We start from the raw sequence: 20,865 nt of genomic DNA on the forward strand, positions 1-20,865 counted from the left end.
AATTAAACCTTGGTGTTGTTTTGTTCAGTTTTTTCGGTGCTGGTGGCGTTCACTGCTGGCTTTTGCTCCAGATTCTTTTGCGCCTCTTCCTCTTCTTTTTTGGCGTTCTCTTCGCTCATGGAGTTTTTGAAGCCTTTGATCATGCTGCCCAAATCACTGCCTAAGCTGCGCAAACGTTTGGTGCCAAACAACATAACAACAATCGCCAAAACAATAAGCAGTTGCCAAATACTGATACCGCTGATACCCATAGTGTTTCTCCAAAGGAAATGGTTATTAGTTGTTGCGTGCGGCTTTTTCGTCGTGACCCGAGACGTTAAAACGGCGCGCCAATTCGTTTAATACTGCATCGGCGTTCTCTCCCAAATGAGAGAGCATCACCAAACTGTGAAACCAAAGGTCAGCGGTTTCATAAATGAGCTCGCTGTTATCGCCGCTGGTTTGTGCATCCTTGGCGGCGAGAATGGTTTCCGTGCACTCTTCGCCCACTTTTTCCAGAATTTTGTTTAAGCCTTTTTGGTGCAGGCTGGCAACATAGGACGATTCTGCGTCGGCGTTATTTTTGCGCGCCTCAAGAATAGCCGTGAGTTGTTGCAAAATATCGTTACTCATAAATTCTCTTTTGATTTTTTAACTGCGCTAAAAAGCGCTCATCAATAAATTTCTGCTGGATCCTTGAGCACCGGATCGACACTGTGCCATTCGCCGTCTTTGAGCACCCGATAAAAGCAGGATTCTCTCCCGGTATGGCAAGCGATTCCACCGAGTTGTTCCACTTGCAGGACAATCACATCCTCATCGCAGTCCAGGCGAATTTCATGCAGTTTTTGAATATGGCCGGATGTTTCGCCTTTGTGCCAAAGTTTGTTGCGCGAGCGCGACCAATACACCGCCTCGCCGCGCTCCGCGGAGAGCTGTAGTGACTCGCGATTCATCCAGGCCATCATCAAAATGCGCCCGGTTTTGGCGTCCTGGGCTATAGCGGGAACCAAGCCATCGCTGTTCCAACTGACAGCATCTAACCAATTACTCATAGTTTACTCTTTTATCTTCACTGCCGGACTTTGCGCTTTTATCGCTTTGAGCAGATTGTCGCGCAGATGCTGTTCATTCAGTGTGCCAATGATGGCGCTGCTCACCCCTTCAGGGGCATAGGCAAAGGCCAGTGCACGTTGAATGGGGTCGGCGGAGGAGTCTGCGTCTATGGCCGATACCTCTGGCGCGGCAGCATCATGGCAGATATGGCCACTGGCGAGAACCTTTTTCAAGAGTACTCCCCTGCGATATTGCGCAGATTTTGCGATTACAGGCGCTTCCTCCTGCTGGCCGGGGTTGTAGGTTACCATCACAGCATCACAGATCTCAGCCGCTAACAGGCCGCCCTCCAGGGTTTTGCTGGAGATGCCAAACGCGCGAATCCAACCTTCCTGCTTGAGTTGTTGCAGGCTGTGCACTACCTCTGTTTGCAGCAGGATGTTCAGGTCATTGCCGTCGGAGTGGATCAATACCAAATCCAGATAATCGGTGCGCAGGCGGCGCAGTGAGCGCTCCACACTGAAACGGGTGTGTTTGGCGCTGAAGTCGAAATGAGAGAGCCCTTGGCCGGTGAATTTATCCGGGGTGAATTCTTCGCCAACTTTGGTGGAGATCACCCAGTCCTTGCGCGATTTGCGCAGGGCATAACCCAGCCGTTCCTCGCTGTAGCCATAGGCCGGTGCGGTATCGATCAGGTTTACCCCCATGGCCTGTGCGCTGTCGAGTAAGCGGGCTATTTGTGCATCGCTGGGCAGTTCAAAACTGGCCGGGTACTTGAGGTTCTGGTTGCGGCCAAACTTCACTGTGCCCAAGCCCAGGGTGCTTACCTCTATGTCGGTACTGCCGAGGCGCTTGCGCGGCATCATGTGGATGAGTCCTTTAACATTGGGGGCACGGGTAACATCGTATGGTTTTATTCCTCATCGGGTTCGTAAAAGCGCAACGCGAGTGAGTCCTCTGCACTCATACTGGGAGGAAAGGCCTGCTCCCAGGGCGTTTTGGCCAGCGGCGCCGGGTTGAGCCACTGGGTCAGTTCAGTGGTTGGCGGATAGGCCGGATTAATCTGCCCACGGTTAAACCAGTCAAGTACCTGGTTTGCCAGATTGGGGACTAGCGTAAGTTTGGTTGGCCAGCCCACCAGTAGGTTGTCTACCCCGGGGGTAGGTGCAACAAAGGCATTATCGGGGCGAACCAAACCCGGTTGTCGGGGTTCGGCGCGCTCTATGGCAAGGCAGGCCCACTCGGCACCCGTCAGGTTAACCCAGGGAATCAGTGACTCCAGTTCCTGTTTAGCCTGTTCGATTAACGCCTCGGGTTCCATGCTAGCGCCTTTTTCCGCCAGGCTGCCGCCCAGATACCAAACATGGCCACCATCGGGTAAACGATGGCTGGAAATAGTGAGGCGCGGGGTGGTTTCGCGGCCCAGACAGTGCCCGTAAAAGTCAAAAGGATGGTGATGTTTCAACATCACCTGTTGTAGCGGGCGCAGCTGCATGGCGGGTTGATCCAGTTGCAGCGAGGTCAATAAATCGGCGTTGCCCTTGCCGGCAGTCAGTACAACGCTTTGGGCGTGGACATGGATATCACCCTGTGGGCCGGTGATGTCGAGGTAGACCTTGTTGCCATCGCGCTTTAATTGCGCCTGTTTCCAATCGATCAGATAGCAGTTGCCATCAATGTTGTTGGCGAGGTTGGCGATCAGGCTGGGTGTGTCGATAACCAGATCTTCAAGACGATAAAGGCTGCCGCTGAAGTCTTGATGGCGCAGTAGGGGCGGGCGGCGATCAAAGGCAACGCTATCGACCCGTCCGCGGGTAATTTTGCTGGCAAAAAAACTGGTGACCTTGCTGCCCAAGTCGTCGCCCGACCACATAAAGAAGTGGTCGCTCAGGATGCGTGTGTGGCGCAAGTCTACATCGCCTTCACCGCAGAGGCAGGCGCGCCAGTGGCGGGGCATGTCGGCAATGGCTTCAGAGGCGCCGGTAAGCGAGCCGGCCAGAGTGTATTTCATGCCGCCGTGGATCATGCCTTGCGAGGCAAGCGTCTGGTCGCTACCCAAGGCTTTGGATTCAAACAAGGCCAGGCTAAAACCGCTGTTTTTCAGCCGGTTGGCCAGCCATAAACCCGCCACACCACCACCAATAATGGCGACGTCCAGATGAATCGTGCGGGGGGGATTACTCATTGGCAGAAAATTTCCGGTGGCGAGCTGCTGGGGCGGCGCAGTATAAGTGTTTCAACGGTGAATTACCCTTGCCGGGTGAGGCACGGGTGCTGCTAAACTGCATAAAAATTTTACGGGTATGCGGATCAAGATGTCATTCACCTTGTTGTTAACGGATGTAAATTCCCCCCTGGGCAAAGCGCTGGAACACGAATTGGAGCGCGAGCCCTTCAAGTTGCTGGCGCCCTCCGGTGGCGAGCTGGACTGGTCGAATGAGGCGGCGGTGATTGACTATGTTGAGCGTGAACAGCCGGATTTGGTGATTAATTGTCGGGGCTGGGAAGAGGCCTATTATCCAGGCGGGCAGGGGCAGCTGATCAATGCGGCGCGCTGTCTGGCCAGTGCCTGCCGGCAATTTGAACTACCGCTTATCCACCTCTCCAGTTACACCGTTTTTGGTGCGGATGCAAAAGGCACCCACAGCGAAAAAGACTTGCCTGCCCCTAACACCGAAACCGGCGCCGCTTTTGTTGAGGCCGAGCAACTGATTACCTCGGTGCTGCAGCGTTTTATCGTATTGCGGCTGAGCTGGGTGATTGGCGCCTATGGCAATAATCATCTGACGCGCTTGCTCAGTGCATTTCTCGCTGGCGCATCGGTCAATGTGAATCGCCGCCTGCGCGGTTCGCCAACCGCCCAGTCAGATGTTGCCCGAGTGGCCGTGGCAATGGCCAAACAAATCAGCTGTGGCGCAGAGAATTGGGGTGTTATGCATTATTGCAGTGGCGATGCCTGTTCGGAGGATGAGTTTGCCGACCAGGTGCTGCAGCTTCTGATCCAGCAACAGCTGTTAACCGCTGAACCCAGCGTTACCCTGGTGGATACCGAGCCGGAGGGCGAGCCGCCCAGTGCTATTTTAGGTTGCCGCCACGCGCGCGATAATTTTGGTATCCAGGCGCGCTCCTGGCGTCCGAGTTTACTGCCGCTGGTGAAACAGTGGCTTCATAACCGCGAGCAGACGAAACACACCCTCCAGTAAGTCGCGTTGTTTCCGCGCTAGAGCAAGTCTATCGCCGGTTTTGGCGGGCGTCGCAACCGCTCGCCCAGACGAACCCCTTCCATCTCTATCGCCCGGTAGGATAGTTGGGCAATCGCCAGACTGCTGATAATGGCGACAATCACATAAGTCAGCGCGGCAATCGCGCTTGTCCCCATGAGGCTGGTTACCAGATTCAGCAAAATGACCAGCAGGATCGAGTGGGTGAGGTACAGGCTGTAGGATACATCCCCCAAAAAGCGGAACGGCCGCCCCTCCAACCAGCGAAAACGCTCGGGTGAGTAATAGATAATTCCCACCACCGGTGTAATGCACAGGGTTTCCCAGTAGACGATCCACAGGTCACCATAACCTGCGCCAGTCATAGGGCGCGCAAGGTAAAACCCCGCCACCAATAGGGCGATGACTAACCAAAATAACGGTGCGGCCAATGAGCGCATGGCGCTCGCCAGCTGGCGCCCCCACAGCAGTATGCTCAGGCCTGCGTAGAAGCTGAAAATGTAAAAATTCCAATGGTGTTTGAAATTCAGGGGAATCAATGACAGCAGGATACAGGCGCCCAGAGCCAGTGCAATATGACTGGTCTTGCTGCCAAAAAGGAGCATCAAGGGGATAAGCAGTGAGGCAATCAGCTCTACATAAATCGACCAGATGGGTGGGTTGGCTTTGAGTGAATAGCCTACATAACCGGCGATAAATTTCAGCAAGCTGAAGTCGCCATATTCTTTGGGGTTGAGTGAGTAGTATTGGTAAGGATCGATGAAGAGCAGGTACAGCCCGCCAATCGTTACAGTGCAGACCATCAGCGGCATGATGCGGAACACGCGGCGGTGGAAATATAGCGCGAGCGAGCCCTGGGTAAGGCCATTTTTGGCCAGTGATGCCCCCACCACCAAACCACTCAGCACAAAAAAGAAAATAACCGCGGCACTGCCATTAAATACTGGAAAATAACTGATACCGGGAAAGGCCTCGCTCACCCGTCCTTGCAAGTGAAAGAGCAGCACGATGACGGCTGCCAAACCGCGTAGAGCATGCAATGGAAGGGAGAACCCCGGTTGTTGGCGTGCAGCTTGGATAAATAAGTTCATCGCGGCGATCCCTGTGTTGATAAAGCGTCATTACGCAGGGAGTTGCAAGCCTCATACCATGAGGTTTTAGGCGAAAAAAACGCGAGTAACCTTGCGGCGACTCGCGTTTTTTACAGTGGAAGCAGCTGGCTTACACGCGCTGGAATACCAGCGTGGCGTTGGTTCCGCCAAAGCCAAAGCTGTTGGACATCACGCGGTTGAGCTTAGCCCCGTCCTGACGCTCAAGCACAATTGGCATGCCTTGGGCTTCAGGGTCGAGTTGGGTGATATTGGCAGAAGCGCAGATAAAATCGTGTTCCATCATCAACAAGCTATAAATAGCTTCCTGAACACCGGTAGCACCCAGGCTGTGGCCGGTGAGTGATTTGGTGGAGCTGATGGCCGGAATTTTATCGCCAAAGGTTTCTTTGATCGCACGCAGCTCCGCCAGATCGCCCACAGGAGTGGAAGTGCCGTGGGAGTTGATATAGTCAATAGCGCCATCAACATTGGCGAGCGCTTGTTTCATGCAGCGCACGGCACCTTCTCCGGAAGGCGCAACCATGTCGTAGCCGTCAGAGGTGGCGCCGTAGCCAACCACTTCAGCATAGATTTTTGCGCCGCGCGCCTTGGCGTGTTCGTATTCTTCCAGTACCAGACAGCCGCCGCCACCAGCGATAACAAAACCATCGCGCTCGGCATCGTAGGCACGTGAGGCCTGGGCGGGGGTTTCATTGTATTTGGTAGAGAGCGCGCCCATGGCGTCAAACAATGCCGTCAGTGACCAGTGCTCTTCTTCGCCGCCGCCGGCAAAAACTACATCCTGTTTACCCAACTGGATCAGTTCAACGGCGTTGCCTACGCAGTGGGCACTGGTGGCACAGGCTGAGGAGATGGAATAGTTAACACCTTTGATTTTAAAGGGGGTGGCTAAACAGGCGGAGGTAGTGCTGCCCATGGTTTGGGTTACACGATAAGGGCCAACGCGCTTCAGGCCTTTTTCGCGCAAAATATCCGCTGCTTCCACCAGGTTTTTGGAGGAGGCGCCACCTGAACCCATAATAATGCCGGTGCGCTCGTTAGAGACCTGAGCTTCGGTCAAGCCGGAGTCGGCAATCGCCTGCTCCATGGAAAGATAGGCGTAAGCTGCTGCATCGCCCATAAAGCGCAGCACCTTGCGATCAATCAGCTCGGCGAGGTTGATATCGATAGAGCCGGCAACATGGCTGCGGAATCCCATCTCCTTGTAAGCTTCCTGAAATTTGATTCCGGAACGGCCAGCGCGTAATGCATCCAGGACGGCATTTTTATCATTGCCCAGGCAGGACACAATTCCCATACCGGTAACAACAACGCGTTTCATAGGCTACCTCTTTTGTATTTAGCTACAGCGCCTGAGCCGTAGGTTTTCACAGCGTCTGGCGAGTTAAACGGAGTGTCAGTATGCCACAGAAGGCCTGCTGCCCACTCCAGGACTTTGTTTGAGTTATGGCTTGTAATTATGGTGAAGTTTGATGCGAGCGGCGAGCCTTAGAAACTGTCGGTGTTTTGGAACAGACCGACACGCAGGTCACTGGCAAAATAAATATCCTTGCCATCGCAGGAAACGCGGCCATCCGCTATGCCCATAATCAGTTTTCGCTCGATGACGCGTTTGAGATTAATGTGGTAGGTGATTTTTTTGGCGCTGGGCAATATCTGGCCAGTAAATTTCAGCTCGCCGCAGCCCAGTGCGCGACCGCGACCGGGGTTGCCTTTCCAGCCCAGGAAAAAACCAACCAACTGCCACATGGCATCCAGACCCAAACAGCCAGGCATTACCGGGTCACCGGGGAAGTGACAGTCAAAAAACCAGAGGTCGGGGGAAATATCCAACTCCGCCACAATCTCGCCCTTGCCAAATTCGCCGCCGGTTTGGCTAATGTGAACAATACGGTCCAGCATCAGCATATTGGGTTTGGGTAATTGGGCATTGCCGGGGCCGAATAGCAGGCCATCGCCGCATTTCAGCAGGTCTTCACGGCTGTAAGAGCTTTGTGGTTCAAAGGTGGTCATTGAAAATACTCTGGTAGTTAGTGATAGCCACAAGGCGGCCGTCGCGCAAAAGTGCGCCATTCTAACCGCTGTGGCTGAGTTGTCCAGCTACAGGGATTGCTCCCATCAGTGTAGCCAACGCAGATGGCCTGAGGTTTTCCTTGCGGTAATCTACGGCTGGCAGCCCGGTTTAAAAGCTGCGCGCCAGAGAGAATTCTGCCAGTTCACGCATCGCCTGGGTGTAGTGGTTGTCGGGCAGTTGCTGCAGTTGGCTGAGGGCGGATTGCACCTGAGCCTTGGCTGTGTTCAGGGTGTAGGTCATGCCGCCAGTGGCTTGAACAATCTCCAGAATGGCGGGCAGTTGGCTGGCATCGCCATTGCGAATAGCGGTGGCGATCAACTCGGCTTGCGCTGGGGTGCCGGTGCGCATGGCATAAATCAATGGCAGGGTGGGCTTGCCTTCGGCCAGGTCATCGCCCACGTTTTTGCCCAGAGTGGCGGCGTCACCGGTGTAATCCAGGGCGTCATCTACCAGTTGGAAGGCGATGCCCACATGGCGGCCATAGGCTTGCAGGGCTTGGCGTTGGGCGTTGCTGGCGCCACAGTGGGCGGCAGCAACTTCACAGGCGGCCGCAAATAAAATCGCGGTTTTTTTATCGATAACCTCGAAGTAATTGGCTTCGGTCACATTCGGGTCTTTGGCGTTCACCAATTGTTGAACTTCACCTTCGGCGATGATGTTGGTGGTGTCGCTGAGAATGGCCATTACATCCATATTGCCTATCGCCACCATCATTTGGAATGCGCGCGAGTAGAGGAAGTCGCCCACCAATACACTGGGGGCATTGCCCCATTGGGCGTTAGCGGTGGGGCGACCGCGGCGCAGGTTGGACATGTCCACTACATCATCATGTAGCAAGGTGGCGGTATGGATGAACTCGATAATCGCCGCGAGCGCCAGGTGATCCTTGCCTTTATAGCCCAGCGCATTGGCGGTGAGCAGCACCAGCAGTGGGCGCAAACGCTTGCCGCCAGCCTCCACCAAATAGTGACCAATATTTTCCACCAGACCTACATCGGAATGGAGCTTGTCGATAATGAGTTGGTTAACGGCGCTGAAGTCGTCTTGGACGGCCCGGTGAAATGGCAACATGGTGAATTCTTATTTATCTGGAAGTGTATGTCTGGATGGATTTGTCAGGGTCGGTCGATTGGGGGCGCGGCGTTAATTGCAGGTTCCACGGCAAGCGATCAGCCCGCAATGCTAGCAGTGAAGGGGCCAGAGTCAAGGAAAAGCTGGCGCGCCGGCTAGTTTGTGCCAGTGCACATCCGGTGGCATTGGGCTTTTGCAGGCGAGTGCCACGTAGTGATCATCGCTCAGCGCCCATTGGAAAAAGTGCCATGCTGCCCCTGCCGCATCGGTGTTATCGATAAGCGATTTATCCATAGTGCCCCGAATAGTCTCCTGAATGATCCCATGAATAGCCCCCTGAATTTTCTCTCCCTCAACGCCGAAGGTGATTTTCTCCAGGCCAGTGGAAATACCGGAGCCCAAGGCTTTAAAAAAGGCTTCCTTCAGTGTCCACAGGCGATAAAAATAGCTGGTTTGCCCATCCTTACCCAGCTGTTGCAATTGGGCAAATTCACTGGGGTGATAGTAGCGTTCGGCAATAGCGCTCAGGTTGCGCGACCGCTTGAGGCTCTCAACATCCACGCCGATAGACTCGGCATAACCAACCGCTAGTAGCACCCAATGCTCGCAGTGGGAGAGGCTGAATTGCAGTGCTTGCCCCGGCAAATAAGGTTTGCCTTTATCGCTGCGCGCAAACACCACTGCTTCCGGCGCAATCGCGAGATGCGCGCCCAAAACCTTGCGCAATAACCAGCGGCTCGCAATATAGGCCGCCTTGCCGCGCACAAAGCTGGCGGCCCGCGCCTGCTCGCTGACGCTCATCATGGTTTCGGCCTCGACGTAAGCCTGTGCACTGAGCTGGCGGATATCCAGGCAATAGATGTGCAGCGCCGTTAGGTCTTGAGCCGCGATGGGAGAGGGCTGTGCAAATATTGGCGTGCTGGGCGGTGTGTGTAGCGGCATTATTGAATATGTTTGAGTGAGGGCAGGCGCCCATCATACGCTCTGGCTCCCTATTTGTGACTGGCTTGGGCGCTTTGCGCGGTTTCGATAAATCAGCGACAATTCGCGCCCTTTTATCACGTCACCCCATTTTGGAGTTGTTATGCAAATCACTGCCGACAAAGTTGTCAGTTTTCACTACCGCCTGAGCGAAACCGGCGGTGAGCTGCTGGAAACCTCATATGACTCGGATCCAACCCTTTACCTGCATGGCCATCGCGGTTTGTTGGTGGCGCTGGAAGAGGCTTTGGAAGGTAAACAAGCAGGCGATAAAGTGACTGTAAGCCTCACCCCGGAGCAGGGCTACGGTCAGCGTCAGGAGGGTGCAACCCAGCGTATCCCTATCAAGCATTTGCTCGGTTACGAAAAAATCAAAAACAAAATCAAACCCGGCATGAAAGTCGCCGTAAATACCCAGCACGGCCCTTGGGATGCGGTGGTATTAAAAGTGGGTAAATTTAATGTGGATATCGATAGCAACCACCCGCTTGCGGGCAAAAATCTCGACTTTGAATTAGAAGTTGTGGAGGTGCGCGATGCAACCGCAGAAGAGTTGGCCCATGGTCACGCCCACGGCGTTGGCGGGCACCATCACGATTAATTGGCTGAGTGCTGCTGCAAAAAAAATGCCCGGGTTGATCGGGCATTTTTTTGGCTGTCGGATGGGTGGCTAGAGCGTTTTATTGCACGGCCAGGTAGGTTTGGTGCTGAACCAGAATTCCGGTTTTAATCCTATCAGGCGATAAATCCCCGCCGGCAAGTCGCGTTTGATATTGTCGATATTGCGCGTAACCCGCGCGTGGCTCATGGCGCCCTGCACATACTGCTGCATCAGCCGCGCGACCTGTTCTATATCCTGATCGGCTGAGTCGATTAAAAAATTCCCGTCCTTCAAGCTGCGCACCAGCGCTTGGTTGTATTTCGCACCGCGCTCCGTCATAAGTTGTAGCGTTTCAATAATTCGCGCGTCTTCGCAGCCGGTTTGCATGCCGGCATTAAACATGGCGCAACCGGGCATAGCATTTTTTTCATCGCCCAGTTTATTGATGTAAATAAACTGCAGCCAATTTTCCAATTGCTCCAGCGGCGTATTGATGGGCGAGAGTATGCAGTCCAAATCCTGGCGAATCTGATCCCAGTGATAGCTGGTGGCTTCACAAAAAAGCTCAGCCTTGGATTCAAAGTGGTGATAAAAACTGCCCTTGGTTACACCCGCCTGCTTGCATATTTCATTCACCCCAACGGAATTGTAATTGCTGTTCCATATCAGGTTCAGGGCGGTTTCCAATAACAAGGTGCGGGTGTCGCTAGTGTTCATCATGTGAAATCTCGTACAAACGATATGGTTATTATGATACCGGGTGGTATGTTTTTCAATCGCCCCTGTGTCGCTATATGCACCTCCGCTCAGACTGTTTTTAGTATCAGTGGAGTGATTAAAGGGGCAATCTTGTTGATTTATAGGGCTTTTATGGATTTTGCCTATGCTGGCGCAGTGCTCTCTTGCGGCAAAAGATAAAAATTTATTGACCGCCATACCTACCGGTATGTATAGTTTTCCGAAATGACCGGTTTAACCCCGCCGATGTTGTGTCCAGGGAGTTTTAGCGTGGCATTGATTTGCTCAGAAGCAATAGGAGACTAACATGAGTAGCACAATTTCCTCCCGCAAGTTCTTAACTCTCAGCGCGCTGGCCATACTCACAGGTATTGCCAGTTTTTATTATGTCACCCATGTGGAAGCTTCTGCACCATCTGCCGTACCACCCGCCCCGGCGGTGGATGTGGTGATTTTGCAGCCGCAAGAAATCCGCACCTGGGCCAGTTTTTCCGGTCGCCTGGCGCCGGTGGAGAGTGCGGCCGTCAAACCGCTGGTGAGCGGTACTATCCAGCAGGTGTTGTTTACCGAGGGTCAGCAGGTCAAACAGGGCCAGCCGCTGTTTGTGATTGATCCGCGCCCGCATCAAGCATCGGTGCAGCGCGCCCAGGCACAATTGGCCACGGCTCAATCGCGCGCCAAGCTCGCACAGGATGAACTCAAGCGCGCCCAGCAGCTCATTGCTGCCAAGCTGGTGTCGCAAAGTATTTACGACTCGGCGCTAAGCGCTCATCAGGTGGCGCAGGCGGATGTGAAGCAAGCAGAGGCGGCGCTGAGTCAGGCGAAGCTCGATTTGGAGTATGCCCATATCAGCGCGCCCATTAGTGGTCGTGTCAGCCGTGCGGAGCTGACGATTGGTAACGTTGTGGAAGCTGGTGCCAATGCGCCGCTGCTCACCCAAATCGTGGCTAATGATAAGTTTTATGCCGAGTTCAATGTGGATGAAGCCACTTACATCCAGTTTGTGCGCAACACCAAAAACACCCGCGAGATGCCGGTGGAATTGACGCTTGCCAGCGATAGCAGCGTCACCTACAGCGGCAATATTTCTGCCTTTGATAATCGCCTGGATACCAACAGCGGCACTATTCGTGCGCGCGCCATTTTTGACAATAAAGACGGCGCCTTAACCGCCGGCATGTTTGCCAATGTGCGTTTGGGTTCTGCTGAAAAAGTTCAGGCGCTGTTAGTGCCCGAGCGTGCAATCGGCACCAACCAAAGTAAAAAGTTTGTATTGGTGGTGGATGAAAATAACACCGCGACATACCAGGAAATTACGTTAGGCGATCACTATCAAGGCCAGCGTGTAGTGATGGCAGGTGTGAATGCCGGCGATAAAATTATCGTGAATGGCCTGTCCCATGTACGACCGAATAGTCTGGTCAATCCGAGTGTGACGCAAGCGGGTGCAGCAGCCGCTGTTGCATCCAACCCCTAAACCGATCTCCGTTTAACTTCATCGTTTTTGTGTAATGAGTTTTGCTGGTGCCGTGCGCCAGCAGTCTCTAAACACGCCTTTTACTTTTGTATTGACCTTTACTTTTTTATTGCAGCCATGCAGCAGGCTTATCATGAACATATCCAAATTTTTTGTGGATCGTCCCATTTTTGCCGGCGTGATTTCACTGTTGATTTTTATCGCCGGTTTGCTCGCCATGTTTCAATTGCCCATTTCGGAGTATCCGGATGTATCGCCTCCTTCGGTGGTGGTTAGCGCCGCTTATCCTGGCGCTAACCCAAAGGTGATTGCTGAAACCGTTGCAACGCCGCTGGAAGAACAATTGGCTGGTACGGAAAATATGTTGTACATGTTTTCACAAGCGACTACCGATGGCCGCTTGACCTTGACCGTCACGTTTAAAATCGGCACCGATGTCGATTTAGCTCAGCAAATGGTGCAAAACCGTGTATCGCAAGCACTACCTCGTTTGCCGGATGTCACCCGCCAGCGTGGTGTCACAGTAGTTAAAAGCTCGCCCGATTTAACCATGGTGGTGCATTTAATTTCGCCGGATAAAAGTTACGACGAACTCTATTTGCGCAACTACGCGCTGATGAATATTAAAGACGAACTCGCCAAAGTGGCTGGTGTGGGCCAGGTGCGGTTATTTGGCTCGGGTGATTACGCCATGCGCATTTGGTTAAACCCGGAAGCTATTGCCGAAAAAAATCTCACCGCTAATGATGTAGTGAATGCCATTCGCGAGCAAAACGTACAAGTGGCCGCCGGTATGATTGGCGGTGCGCCCGTCACTGATTTGGTGGATGTGCAATTGCCCATTAATGCCAAAGGCCGTTTGGATAACCCGGAAGAATTTGGTGAAATTATTATTCGCGCGGGTGCAACCGGTGAAATTACTCGCTTGAAAGATGTGGCGCGCATTGAAATGGGCGCATCAGAATTCAGTTTGAATGCCATGCTGGATAACCAACCGGCAGTAGCCATTCCTATTTTTCAATCGCCTGGTGCCAATGCTATTCAAATTTCCGATGCGGTGCGCTCAACCATGGCGCAATTGGCTGAGCGTTTTCCTGCAGGGGTGGAATACAAAGTTGTTTACGACCCTACGATTTTTGTAAAAAGTTCCATTAACGCGGTTATCAAAACCTTGCTCGAAGCGCTGGCGTTGGTTGTGGTAGTGGTGATTTTATTTTTGCAAACCTGGCGCGCATCCATTATTCCGCTGCTGGCTGTTCCTGTATCCATCGTTGGAACCTTTTCGTTGATGTGGGCTTTTGGTTTTTCGATTAACACCTTGTCGCTGTTCGGTTTGGTGTTGGCTATTGGCATAGTGGTGGACGATGCCATTGTGGTAGTGGAAAACGTTGAGCGAAATATTGAAGAAGGCTTAACACCGCTGGCGGCTACTTATAAGGCCATGCAGGAAGTGAGCGGGCCAATTATTGCAATTTCATTGACACTGGTTGCGGTGTTTGTGCCTATCGCTTTTGTCAGTGGATTGACCGGGCAGTTCTACCAACAATTTGCGTTAACTATCGCCATTTCTACCGTGATCTCTGCCATCAACTCGCTGACATTAAGCCCGGCATTGGCGGCGATTTTGTTAAAAAGTCACGATGCACCAAAAGATCGCCTAACGCGCATTATGGATAAAATTTTTGGGCGCTTTTTTGCCTGGTTTAATCGCAGTTTTAATCGCGCCTCGGGTAATTACTCCACCAAAGTCGGGAAAATACTCGGGCGCAAAGCGGCTGCCGTTGGTGTGTATGCGGTGCTGCTGGCGGTGACGGCGGTGGGTTTTAATATTATTCCCAAGGGCTTTGTGCCCGCGCAGGACAAACAATATTTAATCGCCTTTGCACAGCTGCCGGATGGCGCCACACTGGAGCGTACCGAAGCCGTTATTCGCAAGATGGGTGAAATTGGTTTGGCTGAAGCCGGTGTGGAAAGCGCGGTGCAATTTCCGGGTTTAAGTATTAACGGCTTCACCAACAGTTCCAGTGCCGGCATTGTGTTTTTAACGCTGGACGCATTTGATGAACGCAATGGTGCCGATCTATCGGCTGCGGCTATTTCGCAAAAACTGCAAATGAAATTTGCCGGTGTCAAAGAGGCGTTTATCGCTGTGTTCCCACCACCGCCGGTGCGTGGTTTGGGTACTACGGGCGGTTTTAAATTACAAATTGAAGACCGCGCTGGTTTGGGTTATGAAAAATTGGCAGAGGTAGTGGCGCAGGTGCAACAAAAAGCCATGCAGCGCCCTGAACTAGCCAGTGTGTTTTCCAACTACAAAATCAATGTGCCGCAATTGTATGCCGATGTGGATCGCACTAAAGCCAAACAACTTGGCCTGAATGTGAAAGACATTTTTGACACTATGCAAATTTATTTGGGTTCGCTTTATGTCAATGATTTCAATCAATTTGGCCGCACCTATCAGGTGATCGCCCAGGCCGATGCGGAATATCGCAACACGCCCGCCGATGCGCTCAATTTAAAAGTGCGCAATGCACAGGGCGATATGGTGCCGCTGGGTGCCGTGTTGACTATGGAGGAAAGTTACGGCCCGGAAAGTGCCGCGCACTACAACGGTTACTTGGCTGCAGATATTAACGGTAACGCCGCACCCGGTTATTCCAGTGGCCAGGCGCAGGATGCGATTGATGAAATTCTGGATGAGGTGTTGCCCAGCGGCATTGTGTATGAGTGGACTGATTTAACTTATCAGGAAGTGCTGGCAGGCAATACCGCGATTTATATTTTGCCGCTGTGTTTGCTGCTGGTGTTTTTGGTGTTGGCCGCGCAATACGAAAGTTTGGCATTGCCGCTGGTGGTGGTGACCATTGTTCCGCTTTCCATTTTGTCGGCACTCTTTGGTGTGTGGATAACCAATGGCGACAATAATATTTTCACCCAAATCAGTTTGTTTGTGCTCGCCGGTCTTGCCAGCAAAAACGCGATTTTAATTGTGGAATTTGCGCGCGAATTGGAACAGCGTGGTATGGCGACTTATGAGGCGGCAATCACTGCCAGCCGTATGCGTTTGCGTCCGATTTTAATGACTTCTTTTGCGTTCATTATGGGCGTGCTGCCGATGGTGTTCTCCACCGGCGCCGGCGCTGAAATGCGCAGCGTGATGGGCATTGCCGTTTTTGCCGGCATGTTGGGCGTAACTTTCTTTGGCCTGTTTTTTACCGCGATGTTTTATGTGCTGTTGCGCAAGCTGGAAGGCAAGCGCAATTATAAAGTTGAAGGTAAAGAGGCCTTTTCACCGGCACCAGTGCATGCAGATGCGCCTGCTGTTGCAAGCCACAAGGAGTTGCAAGCATGAACATTTCATCGGTGTTTATAAAAGGTTTTGTAGTCGCTGTATTGCCCGCCATGATCAGCGCCTGTCACAGTTTTAAATCAGTTGAACAGTCTGCGCAGCTGGCGCAGTTGCAACCGCCACCGGCAGCATTTGTTTTGCCTGCAGCAGCCAATGAGCAGCAGCCAGTTGCAGCCTGGTGGGCGCAATTAAATGATGAACAGTTGAATCAATTAATTGCCGATTCGCTGCAACAAAATCACTCCATCCGTATCGCGCAGGCCTCGCTGGCAGAGTCGCGCGCCTTGCTGCGCTACAGCAAGTTGGATCGCTACCCCACCGTTGAAGCCAGTGTGAGTGGTACGCGGCAGAAACAGAGTGCCGATCTGGTGGGTGATGCTGGCTCGCGCATCAGTGAATCTTATCAAGCCGGTTTTGATGCGAGCTGGGAGCTGGATATTTTTGGCCGCGTGAGGAACGGGGTGAAATTATCCCAAGCGCAACTCAAGGCGCGGGAAGCTGATTTACAAGCGGCGCAGGTGAGTATTGCGGCAGAAGTTGCGAGTGCTTATATCAGCTTGCGCGGCAATCAATATTTGTTGGATGTTGCGTTGCGCAATGTGCTCAATCAGCAAGAGACTCTGGATCTGGCCAAACGCTTTTCCGAAGTGGGCCGCGGCGATCAACTGGATGTGGCGCGCGCCGAAGCGCAATTGGAATTAACCCGCGCGAGTATTCCGGCGTTAAATGCAGAAATTAATATTGCCTTGAATCGTATTGGCGTTTTAACCGGAAAACCATCGCCGCAATTAAAAACGGCCTTGGCGCTGGTGAAATCGCTACCGCAGATTCCGGCATCTTTTGCGGTGGGTAATCCCACCGATTTATTAAAACGTCGGCCCGATATTCGCCGCGCCGAACAAGCGCTGGCCGGTGCGGTAGCGGAATACAACATTCGCGTAGCGGATTTGTATCCGAGTGTTACTTTTACTGGCGGTTTGGGTTATTTGTCCAGTGATTGGACGCGTGTGGGCAACAGCAATAGCGATACCTTTTTATTTTCGCCGCGCATTCATTGGGCCGCGTTTGATCTGGGCAGGGTAGATGCGCAAATCGATGCGGCTGATGCCCGCACCCAAGCGCGCATCGCCGAGTTTGAGCAGCAGGTGCTCACTGCCTTGGCGGAAACCGATAATGCACTGCAAAACTTTACCCGCGAAGAAGAACGCCGCATCACTTTACAGCGCGCTTTGCAGGCAAGTAATCAAGCTGCCGTTTATGCCCGCAAGCGTTTTGAAGTGGGCAGCAGCGATTTTCTCACGGTATTGGATGCAGAGCGCTCGCAATTAACCCTGAGTGCACAATTAGCGCAGAGTGATATGCAGGTTTTGCTGAATCTGATTGCGGTGTACAAATCCCTGGGTGGTGGTTGGGAATTTGCCCGGCAATCAGCTCTGGCTGGGCGCCATTAGTGTTTTAGCGCTAACGCCTAATGGTGCGATGGTAAACGTTTTCCTTTTTGCCCGTGGCTGTCCCCTTACAGCCATGGGCTTTTTTATCGGGACGGCTATACTCTTTTGCACTTGAGTCTGCATTTGAGTCTGCACTTGAAGCCCATGGGTTAATGCCCATCTCCTGATTATCTACCTTGTTAAGTTATGGATATTGTATGAACCCGGTTCAAATTAATTGCCCCCATTGTTTTGCGACCAACCGTTTGCCCTCTGAACGGCTCACCGATAAGCCCAATTGCGGTAAATGCAAACGCGCCCTGTTTGTGGGTAAACCGCTGGAGTTAAATCCGGGCAATGTTGCCAATACCCTGGAGAAAAATGATATTCCAGTGCTAGTGGATTGCTGGGCGCCCTGGTGCGGGCCCTGTCAAAGTTTTGCCCCGGTGTTTGAACAATTGGCGGCACAATCCGAACCCTATTTGCGCTGTGCGAAATTAAATACGGAAGCAGTGCCCTCTATCGCCCAGCGCTGGGGGATTCGCAGTATTCCAACACTGATTTTATTTAAAGGCGGTAAAGAAGTGCAGCGCGTTTCCGGCGCTATGTCTATACAGCAGTTAAAAGCCTGGTTGGTACAGGTAGGTGCATTTAATTGATTTGGCGCTTAACAGTCGCGCAGTAACCTGCAATAACAAACAATAAAAAAGGCCAGCAGTTAGTGCTGGCCTTTTTGTTTTCAGGTGCATTTAAACAGCAAAAAAATTACCAATAGCGCGGCAGATTTTTTTTAATTTCAATATAGCCAGTGCACTGCTCTATGTAACCGCCAATCAGTAATTGTTTCATGATCCGGCTCACCATCTCGCGCGATGAACCCACCATATTGGCAATATCCTGATGTGTCACCTTGGGGTTGTGAATGCGTTTATCGGCATCCGATAATTTTTCCAGCGCGCTGCTAACACGCCCGTAAACATCCAACAGCGCCAGATCTTTTACGCTATCGGTTAATTCGCGCACGCGGCGGGTCAGCTCGGTAATCATCATCAACGCAAAATCCGGGTAGTTGCGCATCAACTCATGCACGCTGGCTTTGGGCAGCAGCAATACTTCGCAATCGCTCAGGGAGATTACCGATGCCGAGCGCGGCTGGCCATCCAATAGCGATAACTCGCCAAAATAATCACCATCCTGCATGTAATTCAAATTCACCTGGCGGCCTTCATCATTGGTCAGGTAGGCGCTCAGGGTTCCCTTGCGAATCACATACAAATGACTGGACTCATCACCCTCGGTAACCAGTACCGTATTTTTGGGGTATTTGCGCAGGCTGCTGTGTTTTTCCAGCTCGGCGAGGTAGTGCGCTGGAACGGCAGAAAATAAACGGACGTTCTCTAACATGGCGATGTACTTCCCGGTGAAGAAATGGATTGTTATTGTCATCAAAACCCACAATAATCGCTACCACTTATGCCCCTTTTAGTCGGGCAAGGATCATAATTCGGTTTTAAATCCCCCTTATTATCGCACGGAGAGCTATCGGCCTATGGCTGTTGCTGATTCACGTCATTGTGAACAAACTCTCATGTTCACCGATATCGTTGGCTATTCACGCCTTATGGGGCGCAATGAAGCCATGGCGATAGAGTTGCTGGGTGAATACCGCAAGATTTTACTCGCGCATATTGAAGCGCAGGGCGGCCAATTGGTGGAATGTATTGGTGATGCCATTTTTGCCCGTTTTGATACTGCCGCCCAAGCCACCGCCGCCGCCATTGCCATCCAACAGCACCTGCAAACGTTTAACGAGCTGCGCGACAAAAAATTACCGCGCCTGCAAACCCGAATTGGTTTACACAAAGGTGAAATCACCCTGCGCGATGGTGCAGTTTTTGGCGACACAGTAAATATTGCTGCTCGCCTTGAACCCCTAGCCGTTGCCGATGGCATTTGTATTTCGCAAACCGTCTATGATGATATTCGCTACAGCCTCTCGGCGCCGGCCAAACGCCTGGGTGTGCAAAGCCTAAAAAATATTGAGCAAAAAATTCGCGTTTATCTCATCAAACCTGCCGGTATTAACTGGCGCGATCACCTGCATTATTTTCTGCGCGGCCTGAATAAAAAAATTGTCGCCTATCGCTACCCTTTGGTCGCCTGTGTGTTTGCCATTATTGCCGCCGGTTTTTATTTTATCCCGCGCTGGTTGGTACCCGGTTATGCCGCAAACTATGTAGAAATTGCGGATTTCCAAAACCTGATGAATGAAAAATCCGATGCCGATTATTTCTCTGCCGGTATCACCGAAGCGGTGCGCTCGCAATTAGCGGATATGCGCGATGTGTATATAGTGGATGCCAAAGAGGGTATTCGCGCTCCCATCCGTTTGGAGGGCAGCGTACAGCACCTGGGCGATAATCTCCGCATCGCCTATCGCTTATTCCGCCGCAAAGACAACGTGCAAATCGCCGGCGGAAAACTGGACGGCGCCTATCAGGATATTTTTATTTTGCAGGATAGGTTGGTAGGCGAAATAGCCCGCTACTTAGCGGATGAATTTGATTTACAGAACTTTAGGCCAGCACCTTTGCGGTTGACGGGGGATGTTACGGCTTATGATTATTATTTAAGGGGGTTGGAGTATCTTGAAAAATCTCCTTCCCATGAAACTATAGATGCGTCAGTTCAGTTATTTAATACAGCATTAGTCCATGACGAAAAATTTTCTTTAGCAAACACTGGGTTGTGTGAGGCATATCGTCTCAAATATGAACAAGTTAAGTTGGCACACTGGTTAAATGAAGCGGAGAGATATTGTCTGAGTGCGCTAGATTACGATGACAGGTCTATAAAAGCCTACAAAGCGATAGGGCGAATTTATTCAGAGATGGGTAGATATGATGCTGCAACTAAATATCTTGAGAGGGCTATTTCAATCAGTGTTGACGATGTTGCGGTGATTGTTGAATTGGCAGCTGTGTATAACGACACAGGTGAAAAAGAAAAAGCTGAAAAGCTCCATATTGAAGCTATAAGAAGATTTCCTGAAAATTGGATTGCGTATGACGGATATGGTTATCATTTGTTTAGAAATGGAAAATACAATAAAGCCATAGATGTATATGAGAAAATTCTTGATATCACGCCGCATAATGCTTTGGCATTAAACAATATTGCAGCTATGAACCTGTTTAATGCCAATTTCGATAAGGCTGCTGAATATTTCAGTATGGCTGCAGAGGTAGAACCACATAGCATGGTTTTTGCAAATATTGGAAGCATGTATTACTTGTCAAAAAAATTTGACCAAGCTTTGCTTTCATATCAAGAAGCAATGAGGCTGGAGCCTGAAAATTATCAGTTTATGGTTTATGTTGCCGATACCTATAAATACATTCCAGGGAAAGAGGATCTGGCTAGTTTCTATTTTAAAAATGCAATTCAGGCGGCTCATAAAGAAATTCAGATTAACCCCAGTATTGCAAAGAGCTACCGTTATCTCGCTATTGCTCAGTCCTATTTTGGTGAAATTTCTGATGCCGAAGATTCTATTTCTTTTGCAGCTAAGCTGGATGGAGAGAGTATAGATGTGCTGTCGTGTAAATTGAGGGTTGCTATTGCTGAGAAAAATGATGGGAAAATAAAGAGTTATGCTAAGAAATTGCTCGAATCTAAGTATTCAGATAAATTGCTGCTCGCTAATCCTGACTTTGGTGTATTAAAGGAGCCAAGATTTAGTGATTTATTTGATCGGACTCGTTAACTACATT

19 protein-coding genes are annotated in these 20,865 nt (G+C 51.5%); 7 read left to right on the forward strand and 12 right to left on the reverse strand.

Annotated elements, in window-relative coordinates; genetic code table 11:
- Positions 1-2: 2 nt before the first annotated feature.
- From tatA to ACFODX_RS10255, 5 genes are read right to left on the reverse strand one after another with little or no spacing between them, the layout of a single operon-like run.
- Entirely contained in the window at positions 3-251 is a 249-nt protein-coding gene (tatA, locus tag ACFODX_RS10235) for a twin-arginine translocase TatA/TatE family subunit (protein WP_378118728.1), read from the reverse strand.
- Between the two features lie 25 nt (positions 252-276).
- Positions 277-612 carry a phosphoribosyl-ATP diphosphatase gene (locus tag ACFODX_RS10240; protein ID WP_378118730.1) on the reverse strand — a complete coding sequence of 112 codons (336 nt, stop codon included), beginning with the start codon at positions 610-612 and terminating at the stop codon, positions 277-279.
- Positions 613-653: 41 nt separating this feature from the next.
- Positions 654-1,034: a phosphoribosyl-AMP cyclohydrolase gene (gene hisI / locus ACFODX_RS10245; RefSeq protein WP_378118732.1), complete on the reverse strand. Its 381-nt coding sequence runs from the start codon at positions 1,032-1,034 to the stop codon at positions 654-656.
- Between the two features lie 3 nt (positions 1,035-1,037).
- Positions 1,038-1,901, reverse strand: a complete 864-nt coding sequence (locus tag ACFODX_RS10250) for an aldo/keto reductase (RefSeq protein WP_378118734.1) — start codon at positions 1,899-1,901, stop codon at positions 1,038-1,040.
- Between the two features lie 47 nt (positions 1,902-1,948).
- Positions 1,949-3,220 carry an FAD-dependent oxidoreductase gene (locus ACFODX_RS10255; RefSeq protein ID WP_378118736.1) on the reverse strand — a complete coding sequence of 424 codons (1,272 nt, stop codon included), beginning with the start codon at positions 3,218-3,220 and terminating at the stop codon, positions 1,949-1,951.
- 130 nt (positions 3,221-3,350) lie between these two features.
- Here ACFODX_RS10255 and ACFODX_RS10260 point away from each other — a divergent pair, with 130 nt between their 5' ends.
- The gene (locus ACFODX_RS10260) at positions 3,351-4,238 is read left to right on the forward strand and encodes an SDR family oxidoreductase (protein WP_378118738.1); all 888 of its coding nucleotides are present in this window, start codon (positions 3,351-3,353) and stop codon (positions 4,236-4,238) included.
- A gap of 17 nt (positions 4,239-4,255) precedes the next feature.
- On the opposite strand, the gene ACFODX_RS10265 is transcribed toward ACFODX_RS10260, so the two are convergent.
- From ACFODX_RS10265 to ACFODX_RS10285, 5 genes are all read right to left on the reverse strand, one after another.
- Entirely contained in the window at positions 4,256-5,347 is a 1,092-nt protein-coding gene (locus ACFODX_RS10265; RefSeq protein WP_378118740.1) for an acyltransferase family protein, read from the reverse strand.
- Between the two features lie 130 nt (positions 5,348-5,477).
- Positions 5,478-6,689, reverse strand: coding sequence for a beta-ketoacyl-ACP synthase I (fabB, locus tag ACFODX_RS10270; RefSeq protein ID WP_378118742.1), 1,212 nt, complete (start codon positions 6,687-6,689; stop codon positions 5,478-5,480).
- A gap of 167 nt (positions 6,690-6,856) precedes the next feature.
- Positions 6,857-7,381: a 3-hydroxyacyl-[acyl-carrier-protein] dehydratase FabA gene (gene fabA / locus ACFODX_RS10275; protein ID WP_324258546.1), complete on the reverse strand. Its 525-nt coding sequence runs from the start codon at positions 7,379-7,381 to the stop codon at positions 6,857-6,859.
- A 169-nt stretch (positions 7,382-7,550) separates the two neighbouring features.
- Positions 7,551-8,513, reverse strand: a complete 963-nt coding sequence (locus tag ACFODX_RS10280; RefSeq protein WP_378118745.1) for a polyprenyl synthetase family protein — start codon at positions 8,511-8,513, stop codon at positions 7,551-7,553.
- A 132-nt stretch (positions 8,514-8,645) separates the two neighbouring features.
- Positions 8,646-9,455 carry a 4'-phosphopantetheinyl transferase family protein gene (locus ACFODX_RS10285; protein WP_378118747.1) on the reverse strand — a complete coding sequence of 270 codons (810 nt, stop codon included), beginning with the start codon at positions 9,453-9,455 and terminating at the stop codon, positions 8,646-8,648.
- A 142-nt stretch (positions 9,456-9,597) separates the two neighbouring features.
- On the opposite strand from ACFODX_RS10285, the gene ACFODX_RS10290 reads away from it, so the two are divergent.
- Positions 9,598-10,095 (forward strand): FKBP-type peptidyl-prolyl cis-trans isomerase, encoded by a 498-nt coding sequence (locus ACFODX_RS10290; protein ID WP_378118749.1) that lies wholly within the window; start codon positions 9,598-9,600, stop codon positions 10,093-10,095.
- Positions 10,096-10,164: 69 nt separating this feature from the next.
- On the opposite strand, the gene ACFODX_RS10295 is transcribed toward ACFODX_RS10290, so the two are convergent.
- The gene (locus tag ACFODX_RS10295) at positions 10,165-10,815 is read right to left on the reverse strand and encodes a TetR/AcrR family transcriptional regulator (protein ID WP_378118751.1); all 651 of its coding nucleotides are present in this window, start codon (positions 10,813-10,815) and stop codon (positions 10,165-10,167) included.
- Between the two features lie 325 nt (positions 10,816-11,140).
- On the opposite strand from ACFODX_RS10295, the gene ACFODX_RS10300 reads away from it, so the two are divergent.
- The 4 genes from ACFODX_RS10300 to trxC all read left to right on the forward strand — a co-directional run bounded on the left by ACFODX_RS10300 (position 11,141) and on the right by trxC (position 17,751).
- Complete coding sequence (locus ACFODX_RS10300; protein ID WP_378118753.1) at positions 11,141-12,310, forward strand: efflux RND transporter periplasmic adaptor subunit; 1,170 nt, start codon at positions 11,141-11,143, stop codon at positions 12,308-12,310.
- 133 nt (positions 12,311-12,443) lie between these two features.
- Entirely contained in the window at positions 12,444-15,665 is a 3,222-nt protein-coding gene (locus ACFODX_RS10305; RefSeq protein ID WP_378118755.1) for an efflux RND transporter permease subunit, read from the forward strand.
- Positions 15,662-17,113 carry an efflux transporter outer membrane subunit gene (locus ACFODX_RS10310; RefSeq protein ID WP_378118757.1) on the forward strand — a complete coding sequence of 484 codons (1,452 nt, stop codon included), beginning with the start codon at positions 15,662-15,664 and terminating at the stop codon, positions 17,111-17,113. The genes ACFODX_RS10305 and ACFODX_RS10310 overlap by 4 nt, the downstream gene beginning before the upstream one ends.
- Positions 17,114-17,310: 197 nt before the next feature.
- Positions 17,311-17,751 carry a thioredoxin TrxC gene (gene trxC, locus ACFODX_RS10315; RefSeq protein WP_378118759.1) on the forward strand — a complete coding sequence of 147 codons (441 nt, stop codon included), beginning with the start codon at positions 17,311-17,313 and terminating at the stop codon, positions 17,749-17,751.
- 106 nt (positions 17,752-17,857) lie between these two features.
- On the opposite strand, the gene ACFODX_RS10320 is transcribed toward trxC, so the two are convergent.
- Positions 17,858-18,496 (reverse strand): Crp/Fnr family transcriptional regulator, encoded by a 639-nt coding sequence (locus tag ACFODX_RS10320; RefSeq protein ID WP_378118761.1) that lies wholly within the window; start codon positions 18,494-18,496, stop codon positions 17,858-17,860.
- Between the two features lie 145 nt (positions 18,497-18,641).
- Between ACFODX_RS10320 and ACFODX_RS10325 the strand changes: the two genes are divergently transcribed.
- Entirely contained in the window at positions 18,642-20,858 is a 2,217-nt protein-coding gene (locus ACFODX_RS10325; RefSeq protein ID WP_378118763.1) for an adenylate/guanylate cyclase domain-containing protein, read from the forward strand.
- Positions 20,859-20,865 lie beyond the last annotated feature (7 nt).

It is taken from the genome of Cellvibrio fontiphilus, assembly GCF_042646205.1.
In the GTDB taxonomy this organism is placed as follows: Bacteria; Pseudomonadota; Gammaproteobacteria; order Pseudomonadales; family Cellvibrionaceae; genus Cellvibrio; species Cellvibrio fontiphilus_A.

Coding starts and splice junctions, on each gene's coding strand:
- tatA (WP_378118728.1), bottom strand. CDS start 251: ATGGGTATCAGCGGTATCAGTATTTGGCAACTGCTTATTGTTTTGGCG.
- ACFODX_RS10240 (WP_378118730.1), bottom strand. CDS start 612: ATGAGTAACGATATTTTGCAACAACTCACGGCTATTCTTGAGGCGCGC.
- hisI (WP_378118732.1), bottom strand. CDS start 1,034: ATGAGTAATTGGTTAGATGCTGTCAGTTGGAACAGCGATGGCTTGGTT.
- ACFODX_RS10250 (WP_378118734.1), bottom strand. CDS start 1,901: ATGATGCCGCGCAAGCGCCTCGGCAGTACCGACATAGAGGTAAGCACC.
- ACFODX_RS10255 (WP_378118736.1), bottom strand. CDS start 3,220: ATGAGTAATCCCCCCCGCACGATTCATCTGGACGTCGCCATTATTGGT.
- ACFODX_RS10260 (WP_378118738.1), top strand. CDS start 3,351: ATGTCATTCACCTTGTTGTTAACGGATGTAAATTCCCCCCTGGGCAAA.
- ACFODX_RS10265 (WP_378118740.1), bottom strand. CDS start 5,347: ATGAACTTATTTATCCAAGCTGCACGCCAACAACCGGGGTTCTCCCTT.
- fabB (WP_378118742.1), bottom strand. CDS start 6,689: ATGAAACGCGTTGTTGTTACCGGTATGGGAATTGTGTCCTGCCTGGGC.
- fabA (WP_324258546.1), bottom strand. CDS start 7,381: ATGACCACCTTTGAACCACAAAGCTCTTACAGCCGTGAAGACCTGCTG.
- ACFODX_RS10280 (WP_378118745.1), bottom strand. CDS start 8,513: ATGTTGCCATTTCACCGGGCCGTCCAAGACGACTTCAGCGCCGTTAAC.
- ACFODX_RS10285 (WP_378118747.1), bottom strand. CDS start 9,455: ATGCCGCTACACACACCGCCCAGCACGCCAATATTTGCACAGCCCTCT.
- ACFODX_RS10290 (WP_378118749.1), top strand. CDS start 9,598: ATGCAAATCACTGCCGACAAAGTTGTCAGTTTTCACTACCGCCTGAGC.
- ACFODX_RS10295 (WP_378118751.1), bottom strand. CDS start 10,815: ATGATGAACACTAGCGACACCCGCACCTTGTTATTGGAAACCGCCCTG.
- ACFODX_RS10300 (WP_378118753.1), top strand. CDS start 11,141: ATGAGTAGCACAATTTCCTCCCGCAAGTTCTTAACTCTCAGCGCGCTG.
- ACFODX_RS10305 (WP_378118755.1), top strand. CDS start 12,444: ATGAACATATCCAAATTTTTTGTGGATCGTCCCATTTTTGCCGGCGTG.
- ACFODX_RS10310 (WP_378118757.1), top strand. CDS start 15,662: ATGAACATTTCATCGGTGTTTATAAAAGGTTTTGTAGTCGCTGTATTG.
- trxC (WP_378118759.1), top strand. CDS start 17,311: ATGAACCCGGTTCAAATTAATTGCCCCCATTGTTTTGCGACCAACCGT.
- ACFODX_RS10320 (WP_378118761.1), bottom strand. CDS start 18,496: ATGTTAGAGAACGTCCGTTTATTTTCTGCCGTTCCAGCGCACTACCTC.
- ACFODX_RS10325 (WP_378118763.1), top strand. CDS start 18,642: ATGGCTGTTGCTGATTCACGTCATTGTGAACAAACTCTCATGTTCACC.